Source organism: Cohnella sp. CFH 77786, from assembly GCF_019400745.1.
GTDB lineage: Bacteria > Bacillota > Bacilli > Paenibacillales > Paenibacillaceae > Cohnella.
Genome location: NZ_WJIB01000009.1, coordinates 1 through 16,162, shown reverse-complemented (window position 1 = coordinate 16,162; position 16,162 = coordinate 1). Strand labels below are relative to the sequence as shown.

The window sequence follows — 16,162 nt, the reverse complement described above, 5'->3', positions numbered from 1 at the left end:
TTTCATGCTCAACATCTTCAAATTCTTTATAGGCATGAAAGAGCAGGATTTCACAGCCGCTGCTCTTCTTCTAATTTACTTGATCTGGAATCCGGTTTCGGCAAGCTCGACAATTTCAACGGCGTATGGCTCCATGTCCAGCTTTGGACCGATCCGCGTCTCGTTGAGAAGACTTGGATAAGCTTGACCGAGCGTTACCGTTTGCCGTTTCCGCGAAAGATTCAATAGGAACAAATATCGCTTCTCGCTCTTATTGCGAACCGAGATCTGAACACCCTCCGGCAGATCGGGGAACAGGCTTGCGCCCGCTTCCACAGCGGCCTCACGGAAAAGGTCCATATAAAAGCTTTCCTCGGCGACCGTCCCCAAATAATACACCTTGCCGCTTCCTAAAGAATGAACCGCAGCGGCCGGTTTGCCGGCGAAGAAATCGTCTTCGTACCATGCGATCGGTTCCGCGCCGGAGAGCTCCAAAATATCGCACCATTGCGTGCATGTGTAGGTCTTCCCATTCTTTGCCCGAATGGTGTGGACGTCTTTGCCGATCGGGTCGTATTCCGAGACGGTCACTCCGGCCGCTTCTGCCAGCGGTCCGGGCAGCGGCTCCATCCGGCAAACGTTGTTCATGTTTTTAACGCCGGTGCGATTCGTTACAATCAAGGTAGCCCCGCTCCGGACGCAATCCTTCAAATGGTCTGCCACCCGTTCATCGAGTAAATAGAGAGAAGGGGCGACGATTAGCCGGTATCCGCTTAAATCGGCTGTCGTATTCAACACATCGGTATGAACGCCCAGCTTGGTCAATGCGCGGTGATACAGCTTCAAATTGTCGAAATAATCCATACCTTCCGCCTGCGGCTGAATCTGAAGCGCATTGTATTGATCGTGCGAATGGAGAATGGCCGCTTCGCCATGCACCTCCGATCCGGTCAGCAGCGGAGAGAGGCGGTTCACTTCCCCGCACAGCTTGCCGTACTCCTCGAACCGGCGGCCCGGAACATTGCTGTGGTCGATCAAGCCATGCCAGAATTGCTCGGCGCCGACCGGAGCGCTTCTCCAGCGGAAATGTACGAGTGTGTCGGCACCGCGCGCTATGCACTGCCAGGCGAACGCCCGAATAAACCCCGGCTGCGGCGTTCGCCACATCGGGAACCAGCAGCCGGGCGGACCGCTGATCGTTTCCATAATCCAGAAGTTGCCCCGCTTAATCCCCCGGGTCAAGTCCAGCGTCAGTGCCCCGCCGTATCCGCTCGTATCCGACTTTTCCGGACTTGTGTTAGGATAATAGTCAAGGGAGGCAAAGTCGAGCGATTCGCAGAGCTTGTAGTAATCAAGGGACATCGGGTAGCTCCAAATATTATGGGTCACGAAATGATCCGGACACCGCTTCCGAAGAAGATTCACTTGCAGCTGCTGGAACTCGGCGACGGAATCCGTTTCGAACCTTTTCCAGTCCAGCAAATAAGACGGGTTTTTGAAGGCGACGCCGCCCAGCGGGGGCTTGATTTGTGACCAGCTGCTGTACTCCCCGCTCCAGACGACGGTGCCCCAAGCGCGGTTAAGAGCCTCCACAGATCCGTACTTGTCCGACAGCCATTCTCGGAACCGCTCGCTGCAATTGTCGCAATGACACTCGTTCAGAGCAAATTCGTTATCGATCTGCCATCCGGTAACAGCCGGATGCTTCGAATAATGCGAGGCAAGCTTATCCACAATTTTCTCCGAGTAAAGGCGCATGGAGGGACTGTTATAGCAACGGTGTCCGCGTATCCCGGGATATCGGGGGTGCAGCAAGGCATCAACGGGAAGCACATCGGGATACCGATCCACAAGCCAATTCGGCGGCGTATTGGTCGGAGTTCCGATCACGACCTCGATGCCGCGTTGATGGAAAACGTCGATCGCGTCGTCCAACCATGCGAAATCGTACCTTCCTTCCTCCGGCTCCAGACGAGACCAGGAAAATTCAGCCAAGCGAACCAGACGGACTCCCGTCTGCTGCATCAGATCCGCATCCTGATCCCACATGCCGCGCTCCCAATGCTCAGGATAATAATCCACACCCATTTTCAACCTAATCAGCCTCCACTGTTTTCTATGCTAAACACTGTTTCATTGCAAACCGTTTTTTCCCGATTTCCACACAAAATTTTCCCCGAATCAATTCGGCTTTTACGAAGCAGTTCGAAAGAAACCAAGAAAGAGCCCATTGAAATAGGCTCTTTCCTGCTTTATCCTTACTCGTTCCAAAGCTTGATTCTGTCTTTAACCAATTGCGTATAGGCCTGATTTAATTTCTGGACACCTGCTTTATCCAGATCCTTCATGAAAGCATCCCAGATCGCATCGAATTGGTCCGGCTTCGCCAGAATCGCTTCCGGGACGCGCTTCTTCATGATGTCTAAGCACTTCGTCTTGATGACATCCGCTTCAGAGCCAGTTTCGAGATTAATTGTCCAAGCTGCACCCCAAGGCTTAACAGGGAACTCTTCTTTTTTCGGCCACAAATCTAAATAAGTTGAAGCTTTGTAAGCCGCGAGCGTTTCTTTATCAGCTTTGCTGTACTTAGCCTGAATTAGTTCGGGGAAGGTGGTTGTGTAATAGTTGCCGCTTGGATCCTTCACGCCATCGCCGTAACTGGCAGAGAGCAAAGTGTAGTTGCCTATTCCCGTTGATTTCTTAAAGTTATTGGCGTCGTTATTTTTCTTCTCGAGAACGTCGGCCGGAATGACACGTTTGCCATTCTCCACTTTATAGTGAACGCCTTCTATCCCCCAGTTAATCAGAACCTGACCTTCATCCGAAGCCAAGTAATCCAGGAACTTGATGAGACGGACGGGGTCCTTCGCGCTCTTCGTAATGCTTATACCAGGGCCCGCCATATAACCTGTGTCTTGGAAGCTGTGGTCTTTATACGTATCATTCAAAGTAACTGGAAAATGCGCGTAAGTCTGATCGAACTTCCCTTCTTTTTTAAGCGTATTTAACGCTTCGCCATAATCCCATTCTTGATCGATCATACCCAGAACGCGACCTGTAGCAATTTTCGCTTTATATTGGTCGTATTTTTGTGTAAAGCTTTCAGGATCCAGCAAGCCGATGTCGTTCATATGATTCAACCAACGGAAGTATTCCTTCTCTTCTGGACGAAGGTAATGAAGCTTCGCTTCATACGTTTTCGGATCGATGAAGAATTCTCCATCATCCGGAGCTCCAGTAGTAAAAAAGGCAGGATTTGTTACGGATATTACGATCTGCCACTCGCCTGCGTTGAGAGACATTCCAATAGTCGGTTTCCCGTCCGCAGTGGTCGGATGCTTATCCTTGTATGCTTTAAGGGCTGCCTCATAGTCCTTCACGGTTTTGATTTGCGGATAGCCAAGCTCTTTCAACACTTGATGCTGAATTTCGAAGCCGCCGCCGGCGTCGAAAGTCGTACCGTTTACACCGGGCCACGGAAGTGCGTAGATCGCATGGTCGGTATTGCTCCAGCGCAGGCGCTTCATGTAATCGCCGTACACTTTTTTGATATTCGGGCCGTATTTATCAATCAGCGGCGCCAGATCGAGTACCGCTCCCGCATTAACCAGCTGGCTTACGCCACCGCTAACTAAATCCGGATATTCATTGCTCGCAACCATGAGCGAGTAATATTTTTGCGGGTCGCCGCCCTCTACGGAAAACTCCTTTTTGAGTGTAATCCCGGTTTTTTCTTTGATGACTTTACCTACGTCGCTCTGCATTTCGTCCCAGTACGGATCGAAGGGCCCCCCTGTTCCCAATCTTACTGTCATGGGAGTAAGATCAGGTTTAGGATCAGCTGTAGCCGTTGATGCATCACTTGTTGTCGGTTTTGTTTGCGACGAATTGGTGCAGCCCGTTGTCGCCAACAAAGCGCTTACAATCAGTACGCTGGATATTTTTGCAACTTTCCCTTTCATCTTTTGTTGCCTCCCTTTATTTTCATATCATGATATGTAAACAGGTTTCCCTGTAAATACCTAATTAACTCTTGACTGCGCCGAGCGTTATGCCTTTAACGAAATACTTCTGCAAGAAAGGGTATACGAGCAAAATCGGCGTGGTAACGACCATGGTAATCGCCATCTTGATCGAATCCGGAGATACGGCGGCCATCGATTGTTGATTGTTGCTGTTAAACCGATAATCGGTAGCGGACTGCGTCGATTGAAGCACCTTAATCAGTTCGTATTGAAGTGTCGTATTTTGCGGTTTCTGTGCATTATACAGGTACGTATCGAACCAAGAATTCCAATGTCCGACTGCGACAAACAGAGCAATGGTCGCCAAAACCGGCTGGCAAAGCGGCAGGATAATCCTCCAGAAGATCGTAAAATCATTGGCTCCGTCGATTTTAGCCGATTCTTGAAGTGCATTCGGAAGTCCGTCAATATAAGAGCGGATGACGAATACGTTAAATACGCCCAGAATGCTCGGAATGATGTAGACCCAAAATGTACCTATCAAGCCAAGATTTCGAATCAGCAAATACCCGGGAATCAACCCGCCTGAGAAGTATAAGGTCAGTGCGAAAAGCACGGAAAACAATCGTCTCGCCTGAAATTCACGCCGGCTTAAAGTATAAGCCACCATGGAGGCTGTCAATACTCCGATGATCGCGCCCAACACAGTTCGGATAACCGAGTTGCGGAAGCCGATCACCAAACCTTCAAATTTGAATATCGTTTCGTAGTTTTTCAACGTAAATTGTCTCGGCCAAATTGTCAACCCTCCCTTAACGGTGTCCATAGAATCGTTTAACGAAATGGCCAACACATTCAGGAATGGATAAAGCGTTACGATTAATACGATCGTCATGACCACATATAAGCAGGTATCGAAAATCCGGTCGGAAATATTCTTTTGTACCAAGCCTTGCATCGAACTCACTCCTAAATGATCGTTTCTTTCGTTACTCGTTTGTAAATGCCGTTAGCTGTAAAGACAAGAATGATACTGATTACCGAATTGAAAATCCCGATTGCCGTTCCGTATGAATAGCGGGATAATCCGATACCATAGTTTAAGGCGTATAAATCTATAACTTCCGAGTAATCCGAAACTAGAGGGTTGCCTAGCAGAAATTGTTTCTCGAACCCGATGCTGATCAGGTTCCCGATGGACAAAATGAACAACACCATGAAAGTAGGACGAATGCCCGGCAAAGTAATATGCCACATGCGTCGAAACCTTCCTGCCCCATCCACGGTTGCGGCTTCGTATTGCTCCGGATCGATTCCAGCCATAGCCGCTATATAAATAATGGAGGACCAACCTGTCTCTTTCCACATGTCGGATATCGTGACAATTCCCCAAAACCATTCGCCTTTCGCCATAAACTGAATCGGTTTATCGATAAGATGCAATGACATAAGCAGTTGGTTGACAGCTCCACCATCCACGGATAACATCTTCGTTATCAGTCCGGCTACAACAACCCATGAAACGAAGTGAGGCAAGTACGAGATCGTCTGAATCGATCTTTTGAACCATCGCCCCCGAAGTTCATTGAGCAGCAAAGCAAATATAATAGGAACGGTAAATCCGACGATCAGACCCATCACGCTCATGGCTAACGTGTTGCGCAGCACATGATAAAATCTTTCATCGGAAAATAATTCAATGAATGATTTTAGACCGATCCATTTTTGATCAAAAATCGATTTCCCCGGCTTGTAATTTTGAAAAGCAACCAGCCATCCCCATATTGGTACATAGCTGAAAATGATGAGCCAAATGACGAACGGGACTGACATTAAATATAAGTAGCGCTGCTGAAGCATGGTATACCAAAAGCGATGCTTACGCTTTTTACCCTCCGCTGGTCGAGTAATCTCTGTTGTAAGCGATTCCATTTGTGTCCTCCTATTTCATTTCTCTCATGTGTCTATCCTAATCGAAACGACTTTTACCGACCCGATCGCAAAGTCCTTGAACGCGATTTGGATGCCCGCCATCGGAACATAATTGAACAGAAAAAGCGACAAAACTGCCGGCAAAATCATGAGGTACTGCCAGCGATATTTATACACCCTTGCGTCTTCATTTTACGAATGGACCAGACTAGAAGGTAGCTAACAACGATTAGATTTCTATCAATTTGATAAGATGTTTGCCGGCTTTCACTCTTGTTCCGTTATATTCAACCTTCTTAATGACTTGACTTTTCGTTCCGCCGCCGGCATGAGCCCGTATCAGTTTTTGATTCATTTTCGCTTTCAGAAAGCAAAAGAACTACTGATCAATAAAGAAAGCCTCACTGTGAAGGCAATCGCCTCTCAGGTCGGCTTTCTGGATTCCAGTCACTTCGTATCTACATTTCGAAGGCTGGTAGTGATTACTCCCGTGAAGTATCTCAATCAATCGAGCCCCACCAGCGCCATTTCCTCCGTCGCGGCCTTGTAGATCGGCTTCAGGTCAGCTGTTACTTTCTTGAGATCCTTATAAGAAACGTAGCGCGTGGAATTATACGATCAGGATTGGGCTAAAAAAATATCATCTGTAATATCGGTCCCGATATTCCTGAGGTGTGTAGCCTTCGCTTTTTTTAAATTGATAGGTGAAGTAAGCGGGAGTCTGAAAGCCGACTCGATCAGCTACCTCGTAAATCTTGATCGTCGGGTCTTGAAGCAATTCCTTCGCTTTTTTCATTTTCAAGCCCTTTACGTAGTCGGAAATCGTCTGCCCCGTTTCCTTCTTGAACAAAACGCTTAAATACCCTGCGCTAAAATGAAACGTGTCTGCCAGCTGCTTGACCGTCACGCTGATCGGCAGCTGATCTTCAATGTAAGAGGCGATGCGATGGATGAGGTGATGCTGCTGTACCGTTCGCTCTTTCCGCGCAATCACGAAAGCCGAGTCGATCGTTTCGAGAACGATGTCCTTCAGCGAACCGACCGCTTTGCATTCCAATAGCCGATGCAAAGCGCGGTTGCTTAGATAGGTGACCGCTTCCATGTCATTCCATAGCTTGCGGGACAGCTCGCCAAGCAAGCTTATACTGAAAGACTGAATATAAGCGAACGATTGGGATTTGGCGTCCATTTCCTCAAATGCCCGTCCGACCTCTTCGAGCAGCCGATCCGGCTCATCGCTTTCCGCGAGTGTGAGCAAGCCGGGAAGCAGGTTTTCGCGCAGCCTAAAGTCCTCGTAAGCCTTCCGCTCCATTCTTCCGACATGAACAAGCAGACCGTTCCCACCCTGACGGGCATCGGCGACCGTATGTTTGATCTCCCGGTAAAGCTGCCCTACCTCCGTCCAAACACGACCTTCCCGACTGACGCCGACCGTAACCGACACTTGGCAGGTATTCCGCATATAGTCCTGGACGAAAATCATTTGTTTGTCGATAGAGCTCCTCTTGTCGGGCGTCGGATTTACCAAAATGGCTGCAACCCCGTCGGGCCTAAGCCTCGAAACCAGGACGACACCCATTTCTTGCAGGGCAACGGAAACCGATTGCAGAAGAGCCGAATTCAGCACCAGCCGGCTCTTGGCGTCACTGCCGGAAGCGGTGTAGTCATCTAGCGCCACTACAATGAGCTGAATTCCGTCCTTCAATTCGGGGAGATTTAGAAGCCTGCACCAAGAGGCCAGCATGTCATCCTCCATTGGCTCTTCTTCCAGCAAATCAAAAATGAAAGACTCCTTGAGCAGCTCCTGCTTGTCCGACACCATCGCTTTGAGCCGTAACGTTTGTTCGTTGATTTGTTTGATGTTCTCCGAGGTTTGCCGGAATGCGGTCAGCTTGCGCTCGATTTCCCCCAGTTTAAGAGGCTTCAGCACGTACCCTTGCGCCCCCACTTCGATGGCTTCCTGCGCAAATTCGAATTCATTGTAGCCGCTGATGATCAGAATCTGAATTTCCGGATGTATGGATTTAGCCACGGCAGCGAGCTCGATACCGTTCATGCCGGGCATGCATACATCGGTGATCAGCACATCGATCTTATTGCCTTGAAGAAGAGGGATTGCCGATTCGCCGCTTTCCGCGGCAAGTGGAACGGTGAAACCGAGACTCGCCCAAGGGATATGCCGGATAAGCCCCTGAACATGGGGTAGCTCGTCATCCACAATGAGTGCTTGCAGCAAGATTATCCCTCCTGTTGAATGTGCGGCTTGTCCGTACAGACAGGCATCTCGATCGTGACTACCGTCCCTGCATCTAGCGCACTATCGATCTTCAGTTTACCGGCGTTGCCAAAATATAAATGCAGTCGTTCACTTATGTTCGCTAGCCCGAAACCGTTGCCCGTTCCCGCTTTTTCGCCGTTCCGAATGAGCGTAAGCGTGGATGGATCCATGCCAATCCCATTGTCTCTGACTTGAAAGCGGACCTCGTTATCGAATAGCTTGATACAGATGGCAATACAGGCATCGGGACGCGTAAAGATTTGCCCGTGAATATAGGCATTCTCAACGATCGGCTGCAAGATCAGCTTGATCGAATACAAGTCCAACACTTCTTCATCCACCTCCCAGTCAACGCGAACGCGTCCCGGATAGCGGAGCCGCTGAATGTCCAGATAGGCCCGCACATGCTCGAGCTCATCCTTGATTAACGCAACGTTAGATTTGTTATTCAGTGCGAATCGGTAAAAGGTCGTCAAGGCTTCGATGGTCTCCACCTGGATCTGATCCCCTTGATCAAGAGCCCGCCAATGAAGCAGACTAAGCGAATTATAGATAAAATGCGGATTGATCTGCGCTTGAAGGGCTTGAAACGACGACTCTTTCTCTTTTAATCTGGCCCCGCTGAGCATGTCAACCAAGTTCCCGAGTCGGCCGGCCATCCGATTAAACATCATTTCCAGGTCCCCGACCTCGTCCCGGCTCCAGCTTCGCACGGATACGTCGAAATCGCCTTTGGAGATATCGCTCATCCGATCACCTAATTTCCGAATGCGATGAACGACATTCTTCAGTACGATCAAGACAAGGAACGTAGAGAGGAAAAGGAAGAACACCGTGATGGCCACGATGCTGTACACGGTCATGGCGGATTGCTTCTCCAATTGCCGCATCTGGATAAGCGCGGCGACTTTCCAACCTCCGTTTATGAACCGTACCGTAAAATACTTGTCATCGTCCGTGATGCTCTCGGTGCTATCAACACTCGCCCAGAGCTTGGACAGCGCGGTAGCCGTAACCGGCTCGCCGAGTATGGATCGATCCGAGGCTGCGATAATTCGATCGTGCTCGTCCAAGAGATACAAGCTTCCCGAGCCGTTAAAGGGTCTATCCATCAACTCGCCGAATACGCTGTCATAATTCAGGAGCATATAGATGGCGCCAAGGACGTCCCCGCCCGCGTTCATGATTTTTCGCGAGACGATCAGTTGGGCGCCCGCCCCCTGTACGGCGGACCATTGCAATACGAACGGCGAGTTCATGACGCTGCGGTACCAGGATGTCTCGTCCACGCCCGCCAACGCTCTGTCGGCCGGCTTCCATAGCAGCCCTCCGTCTTCAACGAAGGTAGGGTTGGCATGATAAATCCGAAAATTTATGATCCCTGGCAAATACTGGCTCATGAGCGTGAACGAACGGTCGACGTAATTAACGGAATCAAGCTGGTCGGACATATTCCCATACGTCCGGGCCAGCCTGGAAATGAGTTCGCCGTCCGAACCCGTCCGGGTAACAAGAAGATCATAGCTTTGTTTCCGGAACTCGACGCTCTGCGCCGTTTGCCTTACTGCTTCATTGATCGTGAGCATATAGTTGTCCCGGACGTTTTGAAGCGCCAGATACCCGGTGCCGACCCCCAAAATAACGGTAGGAATGAATACGACCAGGCCATAAAACACGACAATTTTGCCGCGAAGCTTCATGGTACGGGTCAAACGAATGATGTGTCTCTCAATCCAATGTCGCATTAGTCATTCTCCCATTCTTCCGACCGTCGGTCGCACAGCCGTGAAACTGGAAAGGGAGCATCCCCATACGCAGGGCTGCTCCATTAAAAGCGAAAGCGTTCAGTTCTTCTTACTTGGTCTCTTGGTACAATTTGTTCCACTCTTGCTTGAGCTCGCTCCAATGTGCGCGTATCTCGAGTGCTGAATTGAAATCCTTCCAAGCCTGCTCGAATTGCGCATCGTCCTTGGCCATCATCAGCTTGGCCCGATACTCTTTATATACATTCCCAAGCTCCGGTAAATATTTTTCCCAAGCGCCTCCAGCTTTGGCCTTCACCATGTCGGACTTCTCCGCAACCCGGGTTGTGCCCATCTGACCGATCTGTTTCGTAAACTCAGCGGTTTTGGCAAATCCCGCATGATCGCCCTCTGCATAGTTCCACCAAGGAGTAAACTTGTTACTGTAGGTCGACGCCGGCCAAAGATCCGTTTGAGCTTGCGCTTTCTTGGCTGGATCGCCGGAGTTACGCAACTCTTTGTATTTTGGATCAATGAATTTCCATTTACCGAGAGGCTGGTCTACCCAACTCCAATATTTCCCGACTGGTCCTTCACCGACAATCATGCTTTGCTCCGGCTTCGGCGTTAATGTCCAATCAAAAAACTTCAAAATTGCATCGAGGTTCTTCGTATTTTTGCTGATATACGTATCGTAGGCCGGATACGGATTGACGATTTGTGTGATACCAAGCTTGCTGACGCCATCGACTTGAGGATACGGAATCGGTTTATAAAACCAGCCTGCCGAAGTCGGACCGTCCAACTGCTCCCATAAATACTGATTGAAGTTCCAGAAGCTCCCGATATTCATCGCATAGCGGCCGCTCTTGTTCTTTTCTTTAAACCTTTCACTTTTATCGGTTATAGACTCGGGATCGATAAGCCCTTTGCGATACATGCTGTTCATCCACTTATAAGCGGCTTTGAAACCTGGATTGTCATACTCAAAGATAAAGTTGCTGCCGTCTTTTTGTACCGGAGTAACGCCTCCCACCGAAGCAACCGTCACGCCGAAAGCAGCCAATACCGTATTCTCGTCGTATGCATCCGTTAGAATACCAAGCGGCAGGAGCGGCTTGCCCGATGCATCTTTCAGCTGAGCCGCCTTTTCCAAATAGGCCTCCACTCCCTTAAGCGTCTTAAGGTCGTTCTCCGTCATGCCGACTTTCTCAAGGATATCCGTTCGGATAAACCATGCGCTCGAGGACCAGCCCGGCCATGGATCGGACGGATTTGTATCGAAATAGGAGGGAATCGACCAAATATGTCCGTCGGCATCCTTCATCTGATCCAGATAGGCCTTCGGAATGGCGGCCAAATTCGGATACTTCTCAGGCATGGTAAAGAACTTCTCGAGCGGTTGAATGAGATTGGAATGCTTCATGGCATCATTGACAACCTGATTCCTCCCGAAGATAGCCGCGTCATCAAAGCCGCCCGTACTCAGCTTGAGATTAAGCGCAGTGACGACATCCCCCTGCGTGGCTTCAACTTGAACATCAAGACCCGGTTTCTCTGTTCTCCAAAGTTGTTGAATCAAGCTGTCGTTGTTAACCGTTGCCGACCAGCCCATCCAAAGCTTAAAGCCGCGGGAGCCCGCAGCATCTGCTGAGCTTTTCGTGCTGTCCGAACTCTTTTGGGTATCCCCAGTTCCTGTATTACCGTTGCTGTTGTTTGAGCAGCCGGCGGCCAGAGCCAACAGGACTGCCGCGGTTAGTGCGATTGTACTTTTCCTTACACCTGTTTTGAACTTCATGTTCCACCTCCCCTTTCTGTCATCAGCCACTTTAATTGTCGGTTAAATCGGAACCGCCAATGACGGTGGTTTTTTGTTTTCGTCGCCGACATAGCCATGGCGTTCAAGAGTCGCCTACCGACATGGTCGCATAAAGAAAACCTGCTCGCAAGAGCAGGTCAGTTCAGTACTAGCACATTGTATTTTGTCTTGGTATGGAGCCGGAACTTTGTGCCGCCGAATGCAACGTACCAGAGGATCGCCGCAATGCAGGGGGGTATAAGACTTTCATTCCGTCATAGATGCGCCAGCGGCGGGTTTCGCCGTGAAACCGCAGTTCATACATCGAGGCCATCTCCTTCACTAATCCTTAAACTCGCTCAAGATGCGTGTGACGTGAATCGCATCAATGAGCTTGTCTTTGCGTAGCACAGCGTCAAGAAGCGCGGCGGTGAAGACGTTGTTTATCTCCCGGCTAATGCCCCGGGTGTGAGCGTAGATCGCATCCATGGCCTCGGTCGTAAAGACCGGATGGGTACTGCCGGCCACCTCCAATTGGTGTGAAATATAGTCACGACATTCCTGCAGGGACAGGCCCTCCAAATGAAATCGCACGTTCATCCGCTGCGTAATCGGCTTAAAAACGCGCAGTTGCAACGTAGCTTGCAGTTCCGGCTGTCCAATCAGCAAAAGGGCCAGCGGCGAAACAGAGTCCATCTGAAAGTTAGTCAAAAAGCGAATCTCCTGAAGCATGTCACCGGAAAGCAAGTGGGCTTCATCCACCACAATAACGGCTATCTTTTGCTGGTTCCCATATAGATCCCACACCAGATGCTGAAACTGCCTCTTGGCTTCACTGCGCAGAAATTTGGGCGGCAGACCGAAGTAGTGAAGCTACTCGCGGTAAAAATCCCTCGGTTTCAGATTGGCATCCGAGACGTACATAAACCGGTATTTATTCGCGTCGAGCTGGTCCTTCAGACAGCGGATGGCCGTAGATTTGCCAGTGCCAATCTCTCCGGTGACGCAGCCAATCGACCTGGTCATCACCATATACTGCAGCCTCGCTACGCATTCTTCGAAGCGCTTGGAGCGGTGAAGGTGCCGAATTTCAATCTCCCTCGTAAACGGGGTTCGCTCCCACCCGAAAAAACTACGGATCATGGCTGCTTCACCTCTTTCATGGCGAGGGAAAGCTTCGCCGCCTGTGCTTCACGGATTTGCCGGTTTTGTTCCTCGGCCAGCAATTCTACATAGTTTAATCCTGTTTTCGGAGGTTTCTGTTCCGTCTGTTGTTCGGTTTTCTTTGTCTTCTGCCTGGGGTCGCGGAGTTTCAGCGGCTTCGCATCCTGAAAGCGGACGCTGTCTTTCCATACTTGGATTAAGGTCAGATCGTGCGGATCAAATCGCACCTGAATCTGCGAACCAGCAAGCTTCGTCTCTACCTCGTACGAACAGCCGAGGAGTGAGATGCATCCCGTTTTGTCGAAAACGCCGAGGATTCCCGAAATTTCGGTTTTTCTCGGCGCTTTTGACATTATATCACATTTGCGGTCATCTGTTCGGAAAAGGGATCATTCGGGGAGATTCGCCTCTTTGCCGGCCGTATTAAGCTTTCGCGCACACCGGTTCGGAGGCCTCCTCCCATACCGGGAATCCCGCGTGTTTGGCTTCTAGGATCGCGCGCACGGCGTCCGGCGAAGGAGAGTTCGGCCGGAACAGGGCCGCCTGCCGCTTCATCCCGTCGAGCCGCTCGCGCTCCGTAAGCAAGCCCGTCAGGATCCGCGCGAGTTCCGCCGCGCTTCCGGCTTCTACCGCGGCGCCGATTCCGGCGAGATACGCCGCGTTGTCCTTCTCCTGCCCGGGAAGCGGCTTGAAGAGGAGCATCGGCAGCTCGAGCGACAGCGCTTCGGACGTGGTCAAGCCGCCGGGCTTGGTCACGATCAGGTCGGAGAGCGCCATCAGCTCATGAACGTGCTCCACATAGCCTAACACGTGCACGCGGCCCGCCGCATGGGTGAGCTTCTCTTCGAGCTGCTCCCGCAGCTTGACGTTGCGCCCGCATACGACGATGAACTGCGCGTCGCCGGCGAATTGGCCCGACTTGAGCAATCCGACGAAATCTTTGTCGATCATGCCGAGTCCCCCGCCCATTACGAGCACCGTCGGCCGCGTGCGGTCGAATCCGTGCCGCCTCCGCAACTGGACGCGATCATACGATCGGTGATAGGGGAGACGGACGGGAATGCCTGTCGCCGAAATACGATCAGCAGGAACCCCCTTGCGCAACAGCGCCTTGCGGACGGGATCGGAGCCGACGATATATCGGTCCGTGTGCGGATGAATCCAGAAGCTATGGTCCGTATGATCGGTGATTACCGTGACGGCCGGCAGGCCGGTCAGGCCTTGGGCTTTGAACGCAGACATCGCCGCGGCGGCAAGCGGGAACGTGCTGACGACGACGGAAGGCTGTTTCTCCATCAATAGCTGCTGCATCCGCTCCAAGCTGTAAGTTTTAGCCCGTTTCACCAAGCTTGAGAAGAGGTTGTCGCCGCGCGTTCTCTGAAACAGGTAGCCGTATAAGGACGGAAGCTTCTTCATCCATTGCTCGTAGAAGAATTTGCCCGCCACGTGCAGGCGGGGATGCGTCCATTCCATGTAGTCGACTTCCTCGACTTCCATCCCCGGATGGTCGGCCAAGGCCGCTTCCCGGATCGCCCGCGCCGCCTGCTTGTGCCCGTCCCCGAGGGCGCCGGAGAGGATCAGGATTTTGGGCTTCGTCGTCGGTTTCATTTCGGATCACCTCGTTTGTTCGTTCTTCCCGGATATCTGGTGAAGCTGGTGGATCTGGTGCGGCGTCTTATCCCACACCTCTAACCCTCCTTCACAGCCTAACCGTGCTTTATGGCAAATGGGCCGAGAGCACGAACATCCCCGCCGCGGAGCCCAACGCTCCGATGAACAGCCAGCTCCATCTTGGCGGGTCGCCGCCGTTCCTCTTCCGAAGCATCCGGTTCGCCGGATCGTGGATGGCGCTGCGGTACGAATAAATGAGCCAGGCGAGCACCGCCGCATATAGCAGCACATCCCCGCCGTAGCGGGACGCGATCTCGTGGATCTGTTCCCATTGAGATCCGAGCAGGCGGCCCCCGACGATGAAGACAACGGTCCAGAGCAGGGCTCCGCTATACGTATAGAGCGCGTACTTCCGGAAAGGAACGTTCAGCATGCCCGCCAAATAACCGGTAAAATGCCGCACGCCCGGGACGAAGAACGATAAGAACAGCAGCTTGCTTCCGTATTTCTCGAAGCTGCCCGTCGCTCTCGCCAGCTTCTTCGGACCTAGAAACAGCTTAGGGCCGTGTTTGGCGAGGAACGGATGCCCAAGCCTGCGCCCGGCGAAGTACGTGACGGTCGTGCCGATCGAGGTTCCGAGCCACGCGAGCGATACGGCAAGCAGCAGATGAAGCCGTCCTTCGTAAACCAGGTAGCCGAATACCCCATAACCAGCTCGCCGGGAAACGGGAGAGCGATGTATTCGAGCATCAAGCCGAAGAACAAGGCCATATACCCGAATTGCTCCATCCATATCTCAATCGTGTTCATGCTTCATAACCTGCCATTCTTGAATCTGGCGATATTTTCATTCTAGCGGCCGTTTTCTCCGTATGGCACCAACCGGAGTTCGGTTCCCACCACGGACTTAAGTCTGGGGGCGGACTGGACAGGGAGACGGGAGTCGGACGGAGGTGTGCGGTAGCCTGCGGCTTGGGGGGACTTATCTGGCGTGTTTGAGTTGTTTCGTGCGTATCCGCCGCGTCAAGGTTGGGAGAGCAAGAATACCTTGTCGTATCATTCGAATACGTTAAGGAGCTGTTCCGATGAGCTGATTTCCGAATGTCGTGATCATCGTCAGGAGCAAATCCAATTTCGCGAACATCGGCAAATTCAAGATCCTCGGCAGCGCCCCCTGCAGAAGGTTTATCCGAGCGGGAGCCCCGGTAAGGGACGCCGTGTTATGTCTTCTCCAGAACGGGTTCACGGCGAGCGAGCAAGGGGATGTCGGCGTCTTCTACCGCCCCCGGAAGTAAGATGCGGAAGACTACCCAAATTGTTCGCGATGGGCATGGTTACCGGTCAAGCGCTGCCCGCCAACAGCTAACAACCGAAATGCAGTTATTTCTCGGAAATACCCGTCATTTTCGATGCCTAAAAGCCAAAATACAACTAGCTGCGGCATTTGAGCCGAAATCAAGGTATGTACGGGCAAACTAACTGTATTCTGGCTCTTAGTCCATCAAAAAGCAGGGGTTCTGAGAAAATTAATTGTATTTCAGCTCTTAGTTCGCATAATAAGGAGAACGGTTTGCGGTTTGCGGTTTGCGGTTTGCGGTTTGCGGTTTGCGGTTTGCGGTTTGCGGTTTGCGGTTTGCGGTTTGCGGTTTGCGGTTTGCGGTTTGCGGTTTGCGGTTTGCGGTTTGCGGTTTGC

The 16,162-nt window shown here is 51.4% G+C and carries 11 protein-coding genes and 1 pseudogene; 1 reads left to right on the top strand and 11 read right to left on the bottom strand.

Translation table 11 applies throughout. The features are described from left to right. Nucleotides 1-75 precede the first annotated feature (75 nt). The 4 genes from GE107_RS14110 to GE107_RS14095 all read right to left on the bottom strand — a co-directional run bounded on the left by GE107_RS14110 (nt 76) and on the right by GE107_RS14095 (nt 5,876). Entirely contained in the window at nt 76-2,067 is a 1,992-nt protein-coding gene (locus GE107_RS14110) for a beta-galactosidase (protein WP_219640865.1), read from the bottom strand. Between the two features lie 170 nt (nt 2,068-2,237). Then, nucleotides 2,238-3,941, bottom strand: a complete 1,704-nt coding sequence (locus tag GE107_RS14105) for an ABC transporter substrate-binding protein (protein WP_219640625.1) — start codon at nt 3,939-3,941, stop codon at nt 2,238-2,240. Nucleotides 3,942-4,005: 64 nt separating this feature from the next. Then, complete coding sequence (locus GE107_RS14100) at nt 4,006-4,902, bottom strand: carbohydrate ABC transporter permease (protein WP_219640624.1); 897 nt, start codon at nt 4,900-4,902, stop codon at nt 4,006-4,008. A gap of 11 nt (nt 4,903-4,913) precedes the next feature. Beyond that, nucleotides 4,914-5,876, bottom strand: a complete 963-nt coding sequence (locus GE107_RS14095; RefSeq protein WP_219640623.1) for an ABC transporter permease — start codon at nt 5,874-5,876, stop codon at nt 4,914-4,916. Nucleotides 5,877-6,129: 253 nt separating this feature from the next. Between GE107_RS14095 and GE107_RS27155 the strand changes: the two genes are divergently transcribed. Further along, entirely contained in the window at nt 6,130-6,426 is a 297-nt protein-coding gene (locus GE107_RS27155; protein ID WP_370636421.1) for a helix-turn-helix domain-containing protein, read from the top strand. Between the two features lie 90 nt (nt 6,427-6,516). Here GE107_RS27155 and GE107_RS14085 read toward each other — a convergent pair whose 3' ends face one another. From GE107_RS14085 to GE107_RS14050, 7 genes and pseudogenes are all read right to left on the bottom strand, one after another. Beyond that, nucleotides 6,517-8,112 carry a response regulator gene (locus tag GE107_RS14085; protein WP_219640621.1) on the bottom strand — a complete coding sequence of 532 codons (1,596 nt, stop codon included), beginning with the start codon at nt 8,110-8,112 and terminating at the stop codon, nt 6,517-6,519. A 2-nt stretch (nt 8,113-8,114) separates the two neighbouring features. Then, nucleotides 8,115-9,899, bottom strand: a complete 1,785-nt coding sequence (locus GE107_RS14080; protein ID WP_219640620.1) for a cache domain-containing sensor histidine kinase — start codon at nt 9,897-9,899, stop codon at nt 8,115-8,117. Between the two features lie 109 nt (nt 9,900-10,008). After that, nucleotides 10,009-11,694, bottom strand: a complete 1,686-nt coding sequence (locus GE107_RS14075; RefSeq protein ID WP_219640619.1) for a type 2 periplasmic-binding domain-containing protein — start codon at nt 11,692-11,694, stop codon at nt 10,009-10,011. A gap of 342 nt (nt 11,695-12,036) precedes the next feature. After that, nucleotides 12,037-12,720, bottom strand: a pseudogene (locus tag GE107_RS14070) (ExeA family protein). Nucleotides 12,721-12,833: 113 nt separating this feature from the next. Continuing rightward, nucleotides 12,834-13,211: a Mu transposase C-terminal domain-containing protein gene (locus tag GE107_RS14060; protein ID WP_219640616.1), complete on the bottom strand. Its 378-nt coding sequence runs from the start codon at nt 13,209-13,211 to the stop codon at nt 12,834-12,836. Nucleotides 13,212-13,281: 70 nt separating this feature from the next. Continuing rightward, a complete protein-coding gene (locus GE107_RS14055) occupies nt 13,282-14,466 on the bottom strand; it encodes an MGDG synthase family glycosyltransferase (RefSeq protein WP_219640615.1) in 1,185 nt (394 codons plus the stop codon). Between the two features lie 109 nt (nt 14,467-14,575). Next, nucleotides 14,576-15,262: a DedA family protein gene (locus GE107_RS14050; RefSeq protein WP_219640614.1), complete on the bottom strand. Its 687-nt coding sequence runs from the start codon at nt 15,260-15,262 to the stop codon at nt 14,576-14,578. Nucleotides 15,263-16,162: the final 900 nt, after the last annotated feature.

What these genes read in the sequence shown, in the direction of transcription:
- GE107_RS14075 (WP_219640619.1), bottom strand. Translation starts at nt 11,694, where the DNA reads ATGAAGTTCAAAACAGGTGTAAGGAAAAGTACAATCGCACTAACCGCG.
- GE107_RS14095 (WP_219640623.1), bottom strand. Translation starts at nt 5,876, where the DNA reads ATGGAATCGCTTACAACAGAGATTACTCGACCAGCGGAGGGTAAAAAG.
- GE107_RS14060 (WP_219640616.1), bottom strand. Translation starts at nt 13,211, where the DNA reads ATGTCAAAAGCGCCGAGAAAAACCGAAATTTCGGGAATCCTCGGCGTT.
- GE107_RS14055 (WP_219640615.1), bottom strand. Translation starts at nt 14,466, where the DNA reads ATGAAACCGACGACGAAGCCCAAAATCCTGATCCTCTCCGGCGCCCTC.
- GE107_RS14100 (WP_219640624.1), bottom strand. Translation starts at nt 4,902, where the DNA reads ATGCAAGGCTTGGTACAAAAGAATATTTCCGACCGGATTTTCGATACC.
- GE107_RS14110 (WP_219640865.1), bottom strand. Translation starts at nt 2,067, where the DNA reads ATGGGTGTGGATTATTATCCTGAGCATTGGGAGCGCGGCATGTGGGAT.
- GE107_RS14080 (WP_219640620.1), bottom strand. Translation starts at nt 9,899, where the DNA reads ATGCGACATTGGATTGAGAGACACATCATTCGTTTGACCCGTACCATG.
- GE107_RS14050 (WP_219640614.1), bottom strand. Translation starts at nt 15,262, where the DNA reads ATGGATGGAGCAATTCGGGTATATGGCCTTGTTCTTCGGCTTGATGCT.
- GE107_RS14105 (WP_219640625.1), bottom strand. Translation starts at nt 3,941, where the DNA reads ATGAAAGGGAAAGTTGCAAAAATATCCAGCGTACTGATTGTAAGCGCT.
- GE107_RS27155 (WP_370636421.1), top strand. Translation starts at nt 6,130, where the DNA reads ATGTTTGCCGGCTTTCACTCTTGTTCCGTTATATTCAACCTTCTTAAT.